Annotated in this window: 18 protein-coding genes and 2 tRNA genes; 12 read left to right on the top strand and 8 right to left on the bottom strand. The window is 37.7% G+C overall.

The genetic code is table 11. From position 1 onward, the window contains the following. The 12 genes from murD (at position 1) to C1A06_RS10610 (ending at position 10,769) form a co-directional block, all read left to right on the top strand. Positions 1 to 1,335, top strand: a complete 1,335-nt coding sequence (murD, locus tag C1A06_RS10665; RefSeq protein WP_101690316.1) for a UDP-N-acetylmuramoyl-L-alanine--D-glutamate ligase — start codon at positions 1 to 3, stop codon at positions 1,333 to 1,335. Positions 1,336 to 1,344: 9 nt separating this feature from the next. Then, positions 1,345 to 2,571: an FtsW/RodA/SpoVE family cell cycle protein gene (locus C1A06_RS10660; RefSeq protein WP_101690247.1), complete on the top strand. Its 1,227-nt coding sequence runs from the start codon at positions 1,345 to 1,347 to the stop codon at positions 2,569 to 2,571. A 21-nt stretch (positions 2,572 to 2,592) separates the two neighbouring features. Beyond that, complete coding sequence (gene murG, locus C1A06_RS10655; protein ID WP_101690246.1) at positions 2,593 to 3,705, top strand: undecaprenyldiphospho-muramoylpentapeptide beta-N-acetylglucosaminyltransferase; 1,113 nt, start codon at positions 2,593 to 2,595, stop codon at positions 3,703 to 3,705. Beyond that, the gene (murC, locus tag C1A06_RS10650) at positions 3,698 to 5,074 is read left to right on the top strand and encodes a UDP-N-acetylmuramate--L-alanine ligase (RefSeq protein WP_101690245.1); all 1,377 of its coding nucleotides are present in this window, start codon (positions 3,698 to 3,700) and stop codon (positions 5,072 to 5,074) included. Before murG ends, murC begins: the two co-directional genes overlap by 8 nt. Then, the gene (locus tag C1A06_RS10645; protein WP_101690244.1) at positions 5,071 to 5,799 is read left to right on the top strand and encodes a cell division protein FtsQ/DivIB; all 729 of its coding nucleotides are present in this window, start codon (positions 5,071 to 5,073) and stop codon (positions 5,797 to 5,799) included. The genes murC and C1A06_RS10645 overlap by 4 nt, the downstream gene beginning before the upstream one ends. A gap of 49 nt (positions 5,800 to 5,848) precedes the next feature. Next, entirely contained in the window at positions 5,849 to 7,201 is a 1,353-nt protein-coding gene (gene ftsA / locus C1A06_RS10640) for a cell division protein FtsA (RefSeq protein ID WP_101690243.1), read from the top strand. A 47-nt stretch (positions 7,202 to 7,248) separates the two neighbouring features. Continuing rightward, positions 7,249 to 8,547, top strand: a complete 1,299-nt coding sequence (ftsZ, locus tag C1A06_RS10635) for a cell division protein FtsZ (protein WP_101690242.1) — start codon at positions 7,249 to 7,251, stop codon at positions 8,545 to 8,547. Between the two features lies 1 nt (position 8,548). Further along, positions 8,549 to 9,046, top strand: coding sequence for a 6,7-dimethyl-8-ribityllumazine synthase (ribH, locus tag C1A06_RS10630; RefSeq protein WP_101690241.1), 498 nt, complete (start codon positions 8,549 to 8,551; stop codon positions 9,044 to 9,046). 35 nt (positions 9,047 to 9,081) lie between these two features. Beyond that, positions 9,082 to 9,164 (top strand) — tRNA-Tyr (locus C1A06_RS10625). 11 nt (positions 9,165 to 9,175) lie between these two features. Further along, a tRNA-Gly gene (locus C1A06_RS10620) sits at positions 9,176 to 9,251 on the top strand. 64 nt (positions 9,252 to 9,315) lie between these two features. Next, on the top strand, positions 9,316 to 10,239 hold the full coding sequence (locus tag C1A06_RS10615; RefSeq protein WP_101690240.1) for an MBL fold metallo-hydrolase: 924 nt from the start codon (positions 9,316 to 9,318) through the stop codon (positions 10,237 to 10,239). Positions 10,240 to 10,337: 98 nt separating this feature from the next. Further along, complete coding sequence (locus C1A06_RS10610; RefSeq protein ID WP_101690239.1) at positions 10,338 to 10,769, top strand: DUF2147 domain-containing protein; 432 nt, start codon at positions 10,338 to 10,340, stop codon at positions 10,767 to 10,769. Positions 10,770 to 10,866: 97 nt separating this feature from the next. Here C1A06_RS10610 and C1A06_RS10605 read toward each other — a convergent pair whose 3' ends face one another. The 8 genes from C1A06_RS10605 to uppS all read right to left on the bottom strand — a co-directional run bounded on the left by C1A06_RS10605 (position 10,867) and on the right by uppS (position 20,563). Continuing rightward, on the bottom strand, positions 10,867 to 12,270 hold the full coding sequence (locus tag C1A06_RS10605; protein WP_101690238.1) for an undecaprenyl-phosphate glucose phosphotransferase: 1,404 nt from the start codon (positions 12,268 to 12,270) through the stop codon (positions 10,867 to 10,869). A gap of 27 nt (positions 12,271 to 12,297) precedes the next feature. Then, positions 12,298 to 13,188, bottom strand: a complete 891-nt coding sequence (locus tag C1A06_RS10600; protein WP_159461406.1) for a CPBP family intramembrane glutamic endopeptidase — start codon at positions 13,186 to 13,188, stop codon at positions 12,298 to 12,300. A 42-nt stretch (positions 13,189 to 13,230) separates the two neighbouring features. Further along, positions 13,231 to 14,106, bottom strand: a complete 876-nt coding sequence (locus C1A06_RS10595; RefSeq protein ID WP_101690236.1) for an N-acetylmuramoyl-L-alanine amidase-like domain-containing protein — start codon at positions 14,104 to 14,106, stop codon at positions 13,231 to 13,233. A 4-nt stretch (positions 14,107 to 14,110) separates the two neighbouring features. Next, a complete protein-coding gene (locus tag C1A06_RS10590) occupies positions 14,111 to 15,778 on the bottom strand; it encodes a formate--tetrahydrofolate ligase (protein ID WP_101690235.1) in 1,668 nt (555 codons plus the stop codon). A 125-nt stretch (positions 15,779 to 15,903) separates the two neighbouring features. After that, complete coding sequence (locus C1A06_RS10585; RefSeq protein WP_101690234.1) at positions 15,904 to 16,404, bottom strand: OmpH/Skp family outer membrane protein; 501 nt, start codon at positions 16,402 to 16,404, stop codon at positions 15,904 to 15,906. Positions 16,405 to 16,459: 55 nt separating this feature from the next. Then, the gene (locus C1A06_RS10580) at positions 16,460 to 16,975 is read right to left on the bottom strand and encodes an OmpH/Skp family outer membrane protein (RefSeq protein ID WP_101690315.1); all 516 of its coding nucleotides are present in this window, start codon (positions 16,973 to 16,975) and stop codon (positions 16,460 to 16,462) included. A 97-nt stretch (positions 16,976 to 17,072) separates the two neighbouring features. Next, on the bottom strand, positions 17,073 to 19,784 hold the full coding sequence (locus tag C1A06_RS10575) for a BamA/OMP85 family outer membrane protein (RefSeq protein WP_101690233.1): 2,712 nt from the start codon (positions 19,782 to 19,784) through the stop codon (positions 17,073 to 17,075). A gap of 23 nt (positions 19,785 to 19,807) precedes the next feature. Further along, positions 19,808 to 20,563: an undecaprenyl pyrophosphate synthase gene (gene uppS / locus C1A06_RS10570; RefSeq protein ID WP_101690232.1), complete on the bottom strand. Its 756-nt coding sequence runs from the start codon at positions 20,561 to 20,563 to the stop codon at positions 19,808 to 19,810. Positions 20,564 to 20,575: the final 12 nt, after the last annotated feature.

The raw sequence follows: 20,575 nt of genomic DNA, 5'->3' as shown, positions 1-20,575 counted from the left end.
ATGAACAAAATAATAATCCTGGGAGGAGGCGAAAGTGGTGTCGGATCTGCAATTCTGGCACAAGCTAAGGGGTTCGATGTTTTCTTGTCGGACAACGGCCCTTTGAAGGATAAATACAAAGCCGAGCTAGACAAATACGGTATACCATACGAAGAAAATGGGCATACCGACGATTTGATTCTTGCGGCATCAACCATTATCAAAAGTCCGGGTATCCCTAATACAAATCCTTTGGTAAAAGAGGCTGCAGAAAAAGGAATACCAATCATATCCGAAATCGAATTTGCAGGCAGATATACCGATGCTAAAATGATATGCATCACCGGTAGCAACGGAAAAACTACGACAACCAGCCTCCTATATCATATCCTGCAATCAGCAGGATTGAATGTCGGCTTAGGCGGTAATATAGGTCAAAGCTTCGCCCGTCAGGTAGCCGAGAAGAATTTCGATTATTATGTTTTGGAACTTAGCAGTTTCCAACTGGATAATATGTACGACTTCAGAGCAAACATCGCAATACTATTAAATATTACACCTGATCATTTGGACAGATACGATTACGAAATGCAAAAATACGTTGATTCGAAAATGCGTATTATTCAAAATCAAACCCAAGAAGACATATTCATTCATTGGGCTGACGATCCTATCGTATCGAAAGAAGTTGAAAGAAAAGCTATTCAGGCACAACAATATATTTTTGCCGATCATGAAGGCCAAAACATCTGTGCCTACCCTAAAGATAAAAAAATATACATCCAAACACCAAAATCTGAATTTGTCATGGAACAAGATTTATTAGCCCTAACCGGTACTCATAACCTATACAATTCACTTGCATCGGGAATAGCGGCCAAAGTACTGGACATCAAAGATGAGACTCTACGTCAGTCGCTCAGCGATTTTCAGGGAGTGGAACATAGATTGGAAAAAGTGGCTCGTGTTCGTGGAGTACAATTCATCAACGACTCGAAAGCTACTAACGTAAATTCATGTTGGTATGCTCTACAAAGCATGAAGACTAAAACCGTTTTGATTCTCGGAGGTATAGACAAAGGAAATGATTATACCGAAATAGAAGAATTGGTTAAACAAAAAGTCCACGCACTTGTTTTCTTAGGAACAGACAATGCTAAACTTCATCAGTTTTTCGATTCAAAAATTTCTGTTATCGAAGATGCAACATCAATGGAAGAAGCTGTAAACAAAGCCTATAAATTAGCAAATGAAGGCGATACAGTTCTCCTTTCCCCTTGCTGTGCAAGCTTCGATTTATTTAAAAGTTACGAAGACAGAGGTACACAGTTCAAAGATTGTGTACGCAAATTATAATTAACGGATATGAACTTACAGGCTCTAGGCAAAGCATTAAAAGGCGATAAGGTTATCTGGGGTATTTTCATTGCTCTATGTGTCGTATCACTGCTCGAGGTATTCAGTGCATCGAGTACAATCGTGTACCGACAACAAAATCATTGGGCACCTATACTTCGGCATGCAGCCTTTCTTCTGATTGGTTTAGGAGGAGTACTATTCTTGCAAAGAATACCTACCCGCTTCTTTTCTATACTGGTTTTTGGTGTTCCAGTATCGGCCATTTTGCTTGTCATAGCCATGTCTTTCGGTGAAAATGTCAATGGTGCTCAACGTTGGTTGGGCGTTGGTGCATTTACTATTCAGCCATCCGAATTTGCTAAAATCTCCCTGATTGGATTCCTTGCATTCTTTCTTAGCAGGATGAACGAAAAGAACGAGAGTTGGATATATAAAACGATGCTGGTTGCCATTTTCGGAACTTGCATACTCATTGCTCCCGAAAACCTATCAACTGCATGTTTACTCTTTGCTGTGTCTTTCCTGATGATGTTCATTGGTCAAGTCAGTATGAAACGATTAGTAAAGCTTGTTGGGGCTGGAATTGTAGGATTAGTGCTACTTATAAGTTTAGCCGCGTTAATTCCCGACTCGTTTACGAAGGAATATATTCCACGTCTGGCAACATGGAAAGCTCGTATCGAGCGCCACAGCGATGACGACGTGAAGATAGGCGATCCTGAGTTTAAGATAACAGACGAAAACTATCAGGAATCACATGCAAAAATAGCTATTGCTAACGGAGGATTAATCGGTTTTCCAGGAAGTGGTAGTGAACGTGACGTACTGCCTCAGGCATATTCCGACTTCATCTATGCCATCATACTAGAAGAGATGGGACTCTTTGGCGGACTTTTTGTATTACTTTTATACATCGCACTCATGCTCAGATGTGGTATTATTGCATCCAAAACGGATAAGAAATTTCCACGATATCTCATCCTCGGAGCCGGGTTAATGATAACAATACAAGCACTGGCTAATATGGCTGTTGCTGTAGGTTTGATTCCCGTAACAGGGCAACCACTGCCACTCATCAGTCGCGGAGGTACATCAACAATCATTACTTGTGCATATTTTGGCATCATATTAGCTTGTTCGGCCAAAATAAACGAAGATGAACACGAGGAAGTTGATGAAGATATTGCTAACTTAGAGGTTGGAGATTTCTCGAAAGCTGAAGTAGAAAGTTGATTTTAAGACAAGATATAGTTTATGGATAACATAAGAGTAATAATAAGCGGTGGTGGAACAGGAGGTCATATATTTCCTGCGATAGCTATTGCAAATGCAATAAAAAAGCGATTCCCCAATTCTGAAATATTATTTGTAGGTGCAAATGGACGCATGGAGATGAAACGTGTGCCTGCTGCCGGATATAAAATCGAAGGGCTGGATGTAGCGGGGTTCGATCGCAAGAATCTGCTTCGTAATTTTTCAGTTCTTTGGAAGTTGCAAAAAAGTTTACGCAAAGCCGGAAGAATAATCAAAGACTTCAAACCTCATATAGCCATTGGTGTCGGAGGATTTGCCAGCGGACCAACTTTACGCAAAGCTGCTGCAATGGGGATACCTACTCTTATCCAGGAACAAAACTCATATGCGGGAGTTACCAACAAACTTCTGGCAGAAAAAGCAACTCGTATATGTGTTGCATACGAAGGAATGGAAAAATTCTTTCCGAAAGATAAAATCGTTATGACAGGAAACCCTTGTCGCGAAACATTAATGTCAAGCAATATAACAAGAGAAGAAGCTGCCGAATACTTTAAAATAGGTCCAAACAAAAAAACAATTCTTGTTGTTGGTGGAAGTTTAGGAGCACAATCTATCAACTGGGGAGTGCTTAAAAATATAGATATTATAAAAAAATCGGATATACAAGTAATCTGGCAATGCGGCGAACTATACATCACTGACGCTGCTATGAAACTCGCAGCCGAAGGCGATCCTGAGAATATAAAACTACATGACTTCATAAATCGCATGGATTATGCATACAAAGCTGCCGATCTTGTAATATCTCGTGCCGGTGCAAGTTCAATCTCGGAGCTAAGCTTACTTGGAAAACCCGTAATACTAGTCCCTTCTCCGAATGTAGCCGAAGATCATCAGACAAAAAATGCAATGGCATTGGTTGAGAAAGATGCTGCTATTTTCATCAACGATAAAGAAACGGGAGACAAGCTGATAGAAACTGCACTAGAAGTAGTTCAAGACGACAAACGCTTAAACGAACTGTCAGTTAATATATCCGCATTAGCACAACGTAGTTCGGACGAGCGCATTGTAGACGAAATCGTAAAAATAATTCAAAAAAATGGATAATATAAAGGCTGTATATTTTATCGGAATCGGAGGAATAGGCATGAGTAATCTTGCCCGCTATTTCATGTCTAAAGGGCTGAAAGTAGCCGGTTACGATAGAGTAGAAAGCGCACTTACCAAAAATCTGGAAGCGGAAGGAGCTGATGTACATTACATTGATGATATAAACAATATTCCATCTTACTGCAAAGAGAAAGAAACTACATTAGTGGTATATACGCCTGCTATACCATCCGACAGCAACGAAATAACATATTTTCGTAATAATAGTTTCGATATACACAAGCGTGCCGAAGTTTTAGGTATGATTACCAAGACTAGCAAGGCGCTTTGTTGTGCGGGAACTCATGGCAAAACTACGACTTCAAGTATGCTAGCTCACATACTGAAGCAATCACACTTAGATTGTAATGCCTTTTTAGGCGGTATTTTAAAAAATTACAACAACAATCTGCTTCTATCTGACAGCAGTGAGTTTACAGTTGTGGAAGCTGACGAATACGACCGCTCGTTTCACTGGCTGCACCCATACATGGCTCTGATCACATCAGTAGATCCCGATCATTTGGATATATATGGCACAGAAGAAGCATATCTTGAAAGCTTCAAGCATTTCACAACACTTATCCAACCTGGCGGTGCATTGGTAATGAGACATGCAATTAAACTTTTGCCCGAAGTTGCCGACGGAGTCCGCATATATACCTACTCGCAAGATAAGGGCGATTTCCACGCCAAAAATATTCGTATAGGCAATGGCGAAATTCATTTCGATTTTAATACGCCAACCGAAATAATAAAAGACATCCATTTGGGTGTTCCTATCAAAATAAATATTGAAAACAGTATTGGAGCAATGGCTTTGGCATGGCTTAACGGAGCTACGGCAGACGAATTGCGTCACGCAATGGCTACATTCGAAGGAGCAAAACGCAGATTTGACTTTCATCTGAAAACTGATAAGATAGTCATGATTGACGACTATGCACATCATCCGGACGAACTTCGTGCAAGCATTACTTCGGTAAAAGAATTATACAAAGACAAAAAAGTTACGGGTATATTCCAGCCTCATCTTTATACTCGTACTCGCGATTTTGCAACAGAATTTGCAGAAAGCTTATCACTCCTGGACGAGCTTATCCTTTTGGATATATATCCTGCTCGCGAATTGCCGATAGAAGGTGTTTCGTCTGAAATTATTTTCGATAAAGTTACATGTCCAAAAACTCTTTGCCGCAAAGAGGATTTGCTTGCATTATTAGAGAAAAAAGATGATATTGAGGTATTACTTACTTTAGGTGCAGGAGATATAGACCGACTTCTAGATCCTATAACCAATTTATTGAAGAATAAATATAACGTATGAAAAAAGCGCTGATTATCATATTGCTTTGCCTTGTTGCAGGTTACCTTGTTTTCGCGGCTATCTATTTTCAAGATAAGCCCAAAGAAGGTATTTGCGAAGGATTGGAGATCGTAATCGAAAACTCCGACAAGAGCTTTATCAATATCAACGAAGTAGAAAACTACATAAAGGCGAACCATCTGGATCCGACAGGGAAACAGTTCAAAGACATTAATACAGATAGTATTCAGAGTAAACTCATCAAAATACAGACAATCAAAGAAGCCGAAGTATTTGTTACAAATAACAACCTGATACGTATCAATCTCTACGAACGCAAACCTATACTGAGAGTTTTCAATGGTAAAGGACAAAGTTTTTATGTCGATACCGAAGGTCAGAAGATGCCTATCGCTCTAAAATCGAGTGCGCATATTCCAGTTGCTTCGGGATATGTGAGCGATAGTCTGGCTTGTAACGAGCTATACCGATTTGCAAAGTTTCTGAAAGAAAATGAATTTTGGAATGCTCAGATCGAGCAGATAGTAGTAGAAGGAAATGGAGAGATTATGCTCATTCCACGTGTAGGCGATCAGAAGATAGAATTAGGCAAACTTGACGGATACGAGAAAAAATTAGATAAATTAATGACTTTTTACCAAAAAGGCTTGAATGAAACAGGGTGGAATAAATATTCTGTTATAAATTTGAAGTTTGATAATCAAGTCGTTTGTAAAAAGCGCTAAAGAAGAATAACGAAAATCGCTAAAAAGCGATATACAAATACAGAGAATTATGGATCAAGCAGGATTTATTGCAGGAATAGATTTCGGAACATCGAAGATAGTAGGTGTTCTGGGTAGAAAAAACGAGCAAGGTGTAATTACTATTCTGGCTTCGGAAAGCATACCTGCGGATACTTGTATGAAATACGGCGTAATCTACAATATCGATGAAGCCGCAGGCAAGGTAAAAAAGCTTATTAACCTTCTTGAAAATAAAGTAGGAAAGAAAATAGGTAAAACATATGTTTCTATCAGCGGTCGTTCGCTACGTGCAATAGATCATATGGAAACTAAGGTTCTGGACGAAGAAACACCAGTAACCTTCGCTATGCTCGACGAAATGGAACAGCGTGCAAAGCAAAGCAAGCCTGAATTTATGACCAATTACGGCGTAATTGCTCCTGAATATTTCTTGGATGGACAGTCTCAAGAAGATCCGATCGACAAACCGGCTTCATCTATAGAAGTTCGTTATCGTCTGATAACTGGTCGTCCAAACATCAAAAACAATATTGTAAAAGTTTTGACCGAAAAAGCCGGAATACCAATTGCGGGATTCATAGTAGGACCAGTTTCTTCAGCTATACTTGTACTAGACGAAGCTGATCGCCAAGCAGGATGCGCATTAGTCGAATTCGGAGCAGGTACAACTACCCTATCGATATACAAAAACGGATTACTCAAATTCTTGACAGTTATACCATTCGGAGGCCGTACAATAACGAAAGACATACAAGCTCTGGGTTTTGTACAAGAGGCTGCTGAGTCGTATAAAATACGTTATGGCAGATTAGGTAAGCGTAAAGACAAAACTACACACGGAGTGGTCAATTCGGATGTAGATGTAAAAGAATTGAATAAAGTTATTCAACTGCGTCAGGACGAAATTATATTCAACGTCATCAATCAGATTAAAGAATCTGGATACGCAGACCAGCTTGAAGCAGGTATTGTTATGATTGGTGCAGCGTCTCAACTTGCTGGCATGTCAGAATATTTAGCCGAAAAATCAGAATTGTCAGTAAAACGTGGTACGGTTAAGCGCGTTTACATTAATAATGCAGCCGAACTTGCGCAAAACCCTGCATACACTCAAAGCTTAGGAATTCTACTTTTTGCGAACGAAAACTGTGAGAAAAAAGAAGAACCAAAACCAATTGTTGTAGAACCAGAACCGGAAGCTAAACAAGAGGTTGCTCAAGAACCGGTACAGTATCAGCACGAAGAACCTGTAAAATCCCACAAGAAAGAGAAGAAAAAAGATGGACGCCAACGTTCGATCTTCGATTTCTTCGAAAAAATGCAAAATTTCGGAGGGACAATGTTTACAGAAGAAGATGACGACGAAGACAAGGAGAAATAATTGTCTACGGTGAATCGAATTACAAATTGAAATAAAAAAACAAAGATATGGACGAAAAGATTTTAGATTTCCAGTTCCCTAGAAGAACACAGACAATCATCAAAGTGATTGGTGTAGGTGGTGGTGGTGGAAATGCCGTAAATCATATGTACAACGAAGGAATACATGATGTATCTTTCGCATTATGCAACACAGATAACCAAGCTCTGGGACAATCTCCGGTAGATACTCGTGTTCAGTTGGGACGTAAAATCACCGAAGGACTTGGTGCCGGAAATCGTCCTGAAATAGCTCGCAAAGCTGCCGAAGAAAGTCGTGAGGATATAGAACGCCTGCTGAACGATGGAACTAAGATGGTTTTTATCACTGCCGGTATGGGTGGTGGCACAGGTACGGGAGCAGCTCCTGTAGTAGCCCGTATAGCTAAAGACATGGGTATTCTGACAGTAGGTATTGTAACTATTCCGTTCGTATTCGAAGGTCGTAAAAAAATTATTCAGGCTCTGAAAGGAGTTGAAGACATAGCTCACAATGTAGATGCATTACTTGTAATTAATAATGAGCGCCTAATCGATATATATTCTGACCTAACAATTCCGAATGCATTTGCCAAAGCTGATGATACATTGGCCATCGCAGCAAAAGGGATCGCCGAGATCATCACCGTTCATGGACATATCAATCTCGACTTTGCCGATGTGAAAACGATCCTGAAAGATGGTGGTGTAGCCATCATGAGTAGTGGATATGGTGAAGGAGAAAATCGTCTGGAAGATGCATTCCGAACATCATTGCATTCTCCGTTATTGAATAACAACGACGTATTCGATGCGAAGAAAGTATTATTTAACATTTATTCGGACGACGAACATCCACTGATAGTAGAAGAAATGGAATCTGTATCAAATTTCATGAAACGTTTCGGACCGGATGTCGAAGTTATTTGGGGTACTGCAACCGAGAAAGATTTGGGCGAGCGTGTTAAGATTACATTACTTGCAACAGGTTTCGGCATGTCAAGCATTCCGGGTATCGAACAACATCTTTTCGAGATGAGCGAAGAGGAAGAACGCGCCGAAGAAGAACGTGTACGTGCTGAAGAAGAAGAGAAAATGCGCATCAATGCAATGATTGAACAGCATTACGGAAAAGATGGTGTAAAGACTATGGAAGTCAAGGATATTTTCTTCACTCCTAAACCAATTATATTATCGAACGAAGAACTAGATGACGATCGAATTATAGAAGCCTTAGAGAATACTCCGGTATTTAAACGAGACGATAAATTCAATCCGAACGAATATAAAGTAAATCAAAAAGTATCAACTAACTTATTTAACGAATAAAATGGCAACAGCATATCATAACTTATCATCATACGATCCGAACAAAGTACCTAGCGGTAAAGACATGCGTGTAGGAATCGTTGTATCGGAATGGAATCCTGAAATTACGGGAGCAATGCTTAATGGAGCTTGCGAATTACTACTAAAACATGGTGTTGAGAAAGAAAACATTCTAGTGGACTATGTTCCGGGAAGTTTTGAACTAACTTTTGGAGCTAAACATTTAGCCGAAAACAAGGAAGTAGATGCAGTTATTATCCTAGGATGTGTAGTTAGAGGAGATACTCCACATTTCGACTACGTATGCGAAGGAGTAACCCAAGGAATCACTGATTTGAACATCAGATATGATATCCCATTCATCTTCGGACTACTAACTACAGACAACATGCAGCAAGCCTTAGACCGCGCAGGAGGCGTACACGGAAACAAAGGAGATGAATGTGCAATTGTTGCACTAAAAATGATAGATTTTTATCGCAGAAATTTGTCAGAATAAAATTTTCTATTACCTTTGCATCGCAATCAAGATAAGGGCAGTTACCAAAGTGGCCAACTGGGGCTGACTGTAACTCAGCTGACTTACGTCTTCGGAGGTTCGAATCCTTCACTGCCCACTTGATAACATGCGGAAGTAGCTCAGTCGATAGAGCATCAGCCTTCCAAGCTGAGGGTCGCGGGTTTGAGCCCCGTCTTCCGCTCCAATAAAGCGATTACAATTAAATGTAGTCGCTTTTTTTATTAAGAAACATCCTTAAAGTAAAATCTATGAAGACCCTATTTTTATCTTTAATCGCTTTCTTAATAGCGATAACAACTACAGCACAAAGAGACTTTTCAGATTCAGACATTACGAAAGTAATACTACTAGGTACTGGAAATCCCAACCCTTCACCAGAGCAATCTGGCTGTTCGATCATGATACTAGTAAATAATACTCCTTATATCGTTGATTTCGGACCAGGATTAATACGACGAGCTGCTGCCTTAACTCCCAAATATGGAGGAAAACTTGAGGGCTTAAAAATATCTGAAATAAAAACAGCATTCTTAACCCATCTGCACTCCGACCATACAACTGGATATCCAGATCTTATACTCACACCATGGGTTATGGGACGAAACGAGCCTCTCAAAGTATTTGGACCGGAAGGAACAAACAGACTGACGTCACATATACTGAAAGCATACGAAGATGACATTCGATACAGAATTTATGGCACAGAATCAGCCAACAACCAAGGATGGCGAGTAAGCAGCAATGAATTCATAAAAGAAGGTGTAATTTATCAAGATGACAATATCAAAGTGGAGGCATTCCCCGTAACTCACGGAACTTGGCCAAACGCATGGGGATTCCGATTTACAACTCCCGACAAGATTATAGTTATATCAGGAGATACTACACCTAATGAGAAAGTTATAGAATACGCTGAAGGTGCAGATATTTTAATACATGAAGTTTATAGCAAAGCAGCATTCGACAAGAGAAGAAAATCCTCTCAACAATATCATACCAAACAACACACATCAACTTATGAATTGGGCGAAATAGCAGAAAAGACAAAACCGGGTATAGTCGTATTATATCATATTCTATTTTGGGGATACACCGAGCAGGATTTGCTTGATGAGATAGCGACAAAATATAAAGGGCGTGTTGTATCGGGAAGGGATTTAGACATATTCTAATCGAATAGGCTAAAACTAAACAGTTTCTCGTTTAATAATTTTATTTACAACTAAAATAATTACTTTTGTACTTCTAAAATACAATTATTAGTAAAATTATGAAGACAAAATTAATCTTAGCATTTAGCTTGCTCATACTAACAGTTTCAGCTAATGCTCAAAGTGTATTAGGTAAATGGAAGACTTTCGATGATGCAACAGGAGAAGCAAAATCGATTGTAGAAATAACTGAACGAAACGGGAAAATATACGGAAAAGTCATTAAACTCCTCAACCCTAAAATGGCTGGACTCAAGTGTAAAGATTGTCCAGGAGCAGATAAAGACAAACTCGTCGTCGGAATAGAAGTACTAAAAGGTTTGTCTAAAAATGGCAATAAATATGACGATGGCAAAATTCTTGATCCATCGAGTGGCAAAGTCTACAAATGTAATATCCAACTTGACGGCAAAAATACACTTAAAGTAAGAGGATATATTGGTTTTGCAGCATTAGGACGAACACAGACTTGGCAAAGAGTCGAGGAGTAAGCCTATATAAATCATACAAGATGTAAAAATAGATAAAGTCAGATAAGTATTTTTATCTGACTTTATTATCAAATTTCACTAACACACAAACTCATTCTTAGAAAGCATTTTCTTCTCCTTTAAAAACATTAATCACTGTTAAGAAGATAATTTTAAGATCGAGAGATAACGACCAGTTTTCAATATACCACACGTCTTTCTTTACTCGTTCTTCCATTTCATAAACAGTCTTCGTCTCTCCTCTCCAACCAGTAACCTGAGCCCAACCAGTTATTCCTGGCTTTACTAAATGCCTTACCATAAATTTGCCTATAAGCTCTGAATATTCTTCAGTATGCTTCAACATATGTGGGCGGGGACCAACAACAGACATATCACCTTTAAGTACATTAATGAATTGAGGAAACTCGTCTAAACTTGTTTTACGCATAAAAGCACCGATTTTTGTCACTCGGGGATCATTACGTGTTGCCTGATGTAAATCGGATGCTTTATTGGGCCTCATCGACCTGAATTTATAACAATAAAACTCTTCTCCTTGTATCCCTGTACGCTTTTGCTTAAAAAAAACGGGGCCTGGAGAAGTAATTTTTATAATTGCACCTAATATTATATACATCCATGGGAATATAGTAACAAGTATCAGTGAAGATAAAACGATATCAACTATCCTCTTCGATATTCTATTAACTGGATCCTGCAAAGGCTCATTACGCAAAGATAAAAGAGGTGTATTATTCAGCATATTCATAACCATCCTCCTCTTCACATACTTATAATACTCAGGTATTAGAAAGAAGCGTATCATATTTTTTTCACATACCTTCATCAATGGCTTCACATACACATCTCGCTTTTCAGTAGATGCATAGTATAATTCATCAACTCGATGATCCTTAATATACTCTTCTATAGAAGAGGTCACTCCCAAATATGGAAGGTATTTTCTATCACCTTCATATAACTTGTCTGAAAAATATCCAACAAGCTTATAACCATAAGCTGTAACTGCCATTTCTTCGTACAAATCAACACTTGCAGCATCACTACCAACAATGATAACAAAGCGATAATTAAGCCCTTTTTTTCTGTATTTTTTTAACAATATGCGAAAACCACTATGCCAAGAAACAAAAATACCGCCGATAAATAAATTACCCAAAGTCCACTCCAATGCAGGGATCTCAAAAATCTTACTTATTGATAATACTGCCGTTAAACACAGCATATATAGCAAAATCTGAGCACTAGCTTTCTGTATAACTTTGTCAAAAAACACAAAATGTTCAATTGTATTCGGGCGGACAATATTTGATACGAAGAAATAAGTAAGGTTAAGAAATGTAATGTAGATAATAAGTTCTTGAGCAGAGAATGTTCCTATTGCACCATCTCTCTTCATCAGATACAGTAACCCAATATATAATCCATTTAATAATAAAAGATCACCAATACGAATTACATAACTCAATAAATGACCATATCCCTCTCTTTTTTCCATAATATTTTAGCCAGATATATTAGTTACTTAGATTTCTAAAGATATGACATCTTTAGCTTTTGTTTGTTTAATAATAAAATATATAATTATTGCAGAAAATAATATACCTAAAGGAAGTATCCACATATCTTCATTTAGATCAAAATTTTCAATTCGTTCATATTGAGGTGTCCCATAATATGCAATTTGCAATACCACTGCTGTAAAATTATTCACAAAATGTGCAATTATCGGGACCCATAGGTTAGAAGTCCAAACAAATAAATAACCCAAAAGAGCCCCTAAAAGTACTCTTGGCAAAAAACCGTAAAATTGCATATGAATAATACTAAATATTATTGCCGTAATCCAGATTGCTACATGTTTATTCTTTACTATCTTTAAAATTATCTGTTGCAGGCACCCTCTGAAAAATATTTCTTCAATCACAGCTGCCAATACTGCAATAATAAATAGATTTATCAATATACCAGAAATTGATTTATCAGCAAGCATCTGAGCAACCATAGAAGAGGCCATCTCTTCCATATTCTTGAAAGCCTGTTCGACAGAAGCCAACGATTCGGGGAAATTTACAGAATGATTTATCGCACCTAAAAAGCCCACTAATGGCTGCACTGCAAATACTAATAATATAGTGAGAAGAATAATCCAACCAGAAGAAACATTTCTAATTTTCAAAAATTTTCTTCCATTTTCCTGAAAAAGATATAAATACAATATCGACGATAAAAGCAACCAACAAACAGTGGATATAACCTGACTTAATCTGAGAGAAGCAAGTGAATATGAACTAACATCCATAAAGACTTTATTTCCATCAAGAAGCACAACAACCAATCCTGAAAGAATACCTCCAAATAGATAGCCTAATATACTAAAAAAGACAAGAAATAGAAGCTGCGCACCACTATTCATATCCTTGAATATTTTAGTTAACATCTGATTCATATAGTAGTATTAGTGCGTTATGATACTATCAAGTCTTAGAATAGTAACTCCTGTGTTACGAGGTGTAGTTTTACAATAATGATCAATTGAACGATTATCAATAATAACTTTGCGGGAAGCACTCGAAGCATGTATTATCTTCAGCATACCTTTTTCGCGATACACTATTCCCAAATGATTATAATCGAGTCCGTCTATTGCAGATGCAAATATAACAATATCTCCGTTCAGAATAGCATCACTTGCTGCCAAAATCTCTTTTTTAGAGATTACAACATAATCTTTCAATGCAATATCCATTTCGATATCAGCTATTTGAGATACAAGAAATTTATTATTTCGTAACTTCGGATAAAGTTCTGGATGTGCTGACATAAAATTGATTTCCTTCTTTACTCTTTCGCCTCCTAGTTGACTTGAAATATTCTTAAAGATCTTTTTAGATTCTCCATCTGCAATCCAATCTATCATATAATGTAATCGTGATAGATATCCATCGATAGAACCTCCCCGATATCGGATCTTTTGTAAATAATACTTGAAATTCTCGAAAGTTGGTTCCTTCGAAATTGCTGTTAGTGTCAAGGCAATACATGTTTCTACAAATGTAGTACAATCAAATTCTTCGAGATTTACGACTAGGTGCTCATCTCCATTTTGTTCTAAGGTCGAAGCAACATAGGGCTTTCCTATGAAAAACTTGGCAGTAGAAATCAGTATTTCATTTGGAGGTAGCTTGTCGTATTCTGATATATATATGATATAGCGGTCAAATATTATTTTTGACCGCTTTTCTCGCTCTTCTATATCTTCATCTATTATATTCGAATACAAGTTTGTACTTGCAAGAATAGCAATGAAGACACAACAAATTATTCTAAACATATTTTCAGCTTAACCCTTCAATATAACCGTCAATTATATCAATACGATTGGCTTGAGGATCCGCTGGCAAACCGGGCATCCTCATTATACTTCCGGCAATAGCAACAATAAACTCAGCTCCATTATTTATTACAATATCATTTATTGTAAACGTAAAGTCTTTAGGAGAGCCGTAAGCTGTAGCATCATCCGAAAATGAATATTGCGTCTTAGCAATGCAAACCGGATAGTGCTCCAGATTAAGATCCTTTATTTGTTTTAGAGCCTTCATTGCTTTATTACTAAACTTCACTTCGGCTGCACCATAGATCTTTTTAGCAACCTTGTTTATTTTTTGTTCAGGTGTATCTTCATCTTCGTAGATAAACTTCAAAGGTTTTGAAGGATTACGTTCTATTGCATCTACAACAATACGTGCAAATTGTTCAGCACCATCGCCACCTCGAGCAAAAGCCTCATTCTCGGCATATAGGACTCCATTCTCAAGGCAATGTTGGCTCAATAAAGCTAACTCTTCCTCTGATTCATTAGCAAATTTATTAAGAACGACTACCACACTCTGCCCAAACGATTTCATATTTTCAATATGCTTGTCAAGATTTTCAAAACCTTTCTTTACACCTTCTATATTTTCTTTTTTGATATCTGCTACAGGAACACCCCCATGCATTTTCAATGCCTGAGTAGTTACAACTATAACTGTCAATCGCGGAACAATACCCGCTTTACGACATTTGATATCGAAAAATTTCTCTGCTCCCAAATCTGCACCGAATCCAGCTTCAGTTACAACATAATCTGAATGCGTCATCGCCATCTTAGTAGCAATTATCGAATTACATCCATGTGCAATATTAGCAAAAGGTCCTCCATGAACAAATGCCGGCGTAAATTCGGTAGTCTGAACCAGATTGGGATTGATTGCATCTTTCAATAGTACTGTAATAGCACCTGCAACACCTAGATCCTTTACTGTAAACATAGAACCATCAGCTTTATAACCTAGGATGATCTTTTCTATTCTTTTCTTTAAATCATCAAGATCTTTCGACAAACACAAGATAGCCATAATTTCAGAAGCGGGTGTAATCTCGAAGCCAGTTTCTCCTGGAGTTCCATTTTCCGATCCATTCAATCCCGAAACTATATATCTTAGATTTCTGTCATTAACGTCTAATACACGTTTCCAAACAATGCTTTTCAGTGCTTTATCAGTCGCTCTATTTCTATACTGATAATTATCCAACAAAGCAGTAATCATATTATGAGCCGAAGTGATTGCATGAAAGTCGCCTGTAAAGTGTAAGTTAATATCTTCCATAGGCAATACTTGAGCATAGCCACCTCCGGCTGCCCCGCCTTTCATACCAAAACATGGGCCTAAAGATGGTTCACGCAATGCCACTGTTACTTTTTTTCCTATTTTGTTCAATCCTAAAGCCAATCCGATAGACATCGTGGTTTTCCCCACCCCAGCTTTAGTTGGTGTTATTGCTGTCACGAGTATCAAATTGCTTTCAGCCACTTTGCTATCATCAATCAGTCCTACAGGTACCTTTGCTATATATTTTCCATAATTGTGTAAATCATCATTCGAAATACCTATTTTATCAGCTATTTCAACGATGTTTTTCAGCTTTATACTTCTTGCAATTTCGATATCTGTTTTCATAATAAAATTGTTTTTTGGTGTTGAGCAAATTTAGATATTTTTTTCATGATTATATAGCACTTTCAAATACAAAAAGGGAAGCAATCGTTAAATTGCTTCCCTTTTGAATTAAATATTACTAAATATTAGTCTTTTATATTCAATTTAGCTTTCACTTTGGCACTAGCATCAATTGCTGATGAACTAGTGTAAAGTAGAGCTTCACGGCTGATGATATATGTATAACCATTCTCATCACCTACAGTTTTGATGGCATTCATCATTTTTTGTTGAAGTGGAGCCAACAATTTTTGCTGCTCTTGTTCAAATTCTACTTGGCTTTTTTCAACGAAAGTTCTGTATCTTTCTTCCAAGCTTTGGATTTCTTTTTGACGATCCATTAAAATACTCTCACTCAACTGAGTTGTATCTTTCTGATAACGTTCTAGAGTTTCTTGATATTGCTTTTCCAGAGCTGCCATTTGTTTCTGAACATCTTCTCTTTTTTTAGCTAAAGCAGTTTCTACTTCGCTCATTTCTGGCATTTTCGTGAATATCTCTTGAGCACTGATATATGCAATTTTATCTTGTGCGAATGCTGCCACTGGAGCAAGAACAAGTAGTAGTACAAATAGTTTTTTCAACATAGTTTAATTCGATTTATTTAATTATTCTTCTGATTATAAGGCAAATTTATATTGATTATTTCGAATATCCAAGCTTGGCCAGGACTTCATTACTTATATCAATAGTAGGAGATGCAAATATGACGCTGCTAGCCGAAGCTCGATCTAAAACGAGCTGATACCCTCTTGCTTCCGATATCTCTTTTATAGCTTCGTATATTTCATCTTGTATTGGTCTTATTAGAGCTTCTCTTTTCTTGAAGAGTTCACCCTCTGCTCCAAAATATTTACGTTTCAGTTCTTGCAAAGCTTTTTCTTTTGCAACAATAGCTTCTTCTCGTTTTGTTTTTTGGTCTGCAGATAGAAATGCTAAATCAGCTTGATAAGTTTTATACATATTCTGTATTTCTTGCTGTGATTTATCAACTTCTCCTTGCCATTTTTTCGACATTACATCCAGCTGTTCATTTGCTGTTTCGTAACTGCTTATATTACCTAGGATGTATTCCATATCTATCAGAGCGAATTTCTGTGCATATGTATAACACATCGTTGTAGCGAAAAATGCCAATAATAATACAATCCTTTTCATATTCATCTGTTTTAAAGTTCTTATTCTATAAGACGCTATTAAACTCAATTAGTTTACTCAGCCTCTAATAAATAATGTTAAGAGACATTTCTTTAAATTAGAACTCTTGTCCTAGAATAAAGTGAATTTGACTTCCTGAGTTACTTCTACTATTGTTTATCTTATCAAATCCATAAGCCCAGTCAATACCTAACAATCCAATCATAGGAAGTATGATACGAGCACCTACTCCTGCCGAACGTTTCAAGTCGAACGGAGATATATCACCTACGTTGTACCAAGCATTACCAGCTTCTGCAAAACCGATCAAATAGATTGTAGATGAAGGTTCAAGAATAACCGGATAGCGTAATTCCAGAGTCAGACGAGTATATGCACTGGCATTACTGCTTATCGATCCGTTTTCGTAACCACGCAAACCAATCGTTTCTGTAGCATATGTATCCGAATATCCTGACATACCATCACCACCCATATAGAATGTTCCGAACGGAGAACGTTTATGTTTATTGAAATATCCTAACATTCCATACTCAAAACGAGTCATCAACACCGGAGTCTTATCTATTGAAGGAATAAGCGGAGTAAATGTACGTCCTTTGAATTTCCATTTGTGATACTCGATCCAACGGAATTTCTCGCCAGACTCATAGTATCCGTCTCTTTTCATCGACTTATAGTCTTTTCCATCCCATAAAGAGAATGGAGGTGTAATCTGCAAGCTTAATGAGAAATCACTACCACGACGTGTAAACAATGGGTTGTCAATTGAACGTCGACTCAATGTGAAGTTCATACTCAATTCGTTACTTGTACCATCGCGAACAATAAAGTATGCCCAATCTCTCATTTTATACATTTGGTATGATAGCTCTGCCTGGAAAGTAAAGTAGTCATCCGGCCAAGTCAATCGTTTTCCATATCCTAGTGATACCCCCAAAACCTGGAACGATTTGTTAGGGTCTAACGCTATCGAATAATCTCCATAACCACTGCCATAGCCGTTACCATAGCCGTAACCATTTCCATAACCATAACCGTAGCCACTACCATAGCCATAGCCATAACCTCCGTAACCACCATATGCGTTAGATAAGTAATTACTATTTATATCTGTTTGACGTGAATAATATACGGCTGCTGATAACGAGTTCGGACGTTTTCCTCCAAACCAAGGGTCCATAAACGATACTGAGTACGATTGATAGTATCTGGCATTCGTCTGAGCACTCAAGGTTAGGGTTTGTCCGTCTCCTTGTGGAATGATACCTTTATAAGTGCTTGGGTAAAATAAATTCTTTGCTGAGAAGTTCGTAAACTTCAAGCTCAAACGACCAATGATACCAGTATTACCCCAACCTGCCGAGAACTCAACTTGGTCATTTGCTTTCGATACTAGAGGTAGATTGATATCTACAGTACCACTTTCGGGATCAGGTTGAATATCCGGGTTACCCATTTGCTCTGGATCGAAGTGTCCCATCTGGGCAACTTCACGAATTGATCGGATAATATCTTCACGACTATATAGTGCTCCTGGACGAATACGTAATTCACGACGGACAACATCTTCGTATAGACGATCATTTCCAGAAATTCCAACACGACGAATACTTGCCTGATTTCCTTCTGTCACACGTAATTCCAGTGATATAGAATCATTTTCAATATTTGTTTCGATTGGATCGATATTCGAGAACAGATATCCATTATTTTGATAGAATAGATTGGCAACTGCATCTTCGTTCACAAGTAGGTTATCCATCAATTTCTTCTGATTGTAGACATCACCAGGATTTAATCCCAAATATCTTTGAAGATCACTAGTCGGATACTTCGTATTTCCTACCCATTTAATATCTTTAATATAATATTTAGGTCCTTCCTCTACTTTCAGAACTACATCAACCTTATTTGGTTTATTAGCTTCAGTAGCTGCGTATACTGTATCCCATAAGATTTGAGCATCACGATAACCTAGCTCATTATATTTGTTGATCAGGTTTTCTTTATCTTCTTCATAACCCTCTGGAGAGTATTTTGTCGAACGTAAGAAGTTTCTTATCCATGCATTGAAGTTACTTTTATGACGAGTTTTCTTCATCGATTTTTCAAGTGTACTTGCATGTACTTCTTTATTTCCATCAATCGTAATTGTGTTTATTCTGGTTTTATCTTTCTTCTGAATATCGATATGAAGAACTACATAGTTTTCTTTCGAAAGATCGTCTACAGTTCTGATATCTACAGTTGCATTGTTGAATCCTTTTTCAGCAAGATATTTTTTAATTCTATCTCGTGTCTTATCCATCTGGCTAGGTGTAATCTGCAGGTTTGTCACAAGCCCATTCTGACGTTCAACATCCTGACGTTCACCTTTCTTCAATCCTGTAATCTGAATATCCGAGATACGCGGACGCTCTTGAAGCTTTATTTCGAGCCATACATTGCTTCCATCTTCACCTGCCTTCTCAATCTTTACATCTGAGAATAATCCGATTTTCCAATATTTTTTAATTGCATTTGTTATCTCCGAACCCGGAATCTCTACTACATCACCAACTGATAGTTCAGAAACTCCGATCAGCACATAATCTTCATACATCGGATTCTTAACTCCGGAAACACTAATCCCAGCAATTTTATATTTTCTAGGACTGTTATACTCAATCGGTTTGAAGTTTTGCGGTATGAATTCTGACTTTACTTTAGTCGAATCTTTTACTGCTGTACTATCTGCTACTTGTGCTCTGATATTCAATACCGAGCATAATAAGACAAATAAGATGAGTAGGCTTTTTGGTTGCATACTATGTTTCAATGTATATATTTTTATTTATTTTCTTCGTTTGATATCTGCTCGCTCGTTTTACCGAAACGTCTTTCACGACCTTGATAGTCGACAATAGCTTTATACAGCGATTCGTCGTTAAAATCGGGCCACAATTCGTCTGTGAAATAGAACTCAGAGTATGCCATCTGCCACATCAAAAAATTGCTGATACGCAATTCGCCACCTGTTCTGATCAATAATTCAGGATCGGGAATACCCTTTGTCAATAGATGATCTGAAATGAGCTTCTCATTTATATCACTTTCTTTGATGCGTCCTTCTTTTAGTTCAATAGCAATTTGTTTCGTAGCTTCAGTTAGTTCCCATTTTGAGGAATAACTCAAAGCCAAGATTATTGTAGATCCTGTACATACCGAAGTATCACTCACACATTGCTGCAATGCTGCGTAAGTACTTTTTGGCAAACGGTTCAAATCTCCAATAGGTTTAAGACGAACATTATTCTCTATCAAATTAGCCGTTTCTTGCGCTACTGCTTGTACCATAAGCGCCATCAAGGCATCAACTTCTTCTACTGGCCTATTCCAATTCTCTTGCGAGAAAGTATACAGAGTAATATATTCAAGGTTAATTTTCGATGCTGCTTCTATTGCACGACGAACAGCCGCAAGGCCTTCTTTGTGCCCTTCGGTACGCTCCATATTGCGTTGTCTTGCCCATCGTCCATTTCCGTCCATAATAACGGCAACGTGTTTTGGAACTCTGTTGCTATCTATCTGATCAAAATAAGACATTATTCCTATATT

The organism is Dysgonomonas massiliensis (assembly GCF_900240225.1).
GTDB lineage: Bacteria > Bacteroidota > Bacteroidia > Bacteroidales > Dysgonomonadaceae > Dysgonomonas > Dysgonomonas massiliensis.
The sequence above is the reverse complement of the archived record's forward strand: the minus strand, read 5'-3'. Positions and strand labels throughout refer to the sequence as shown.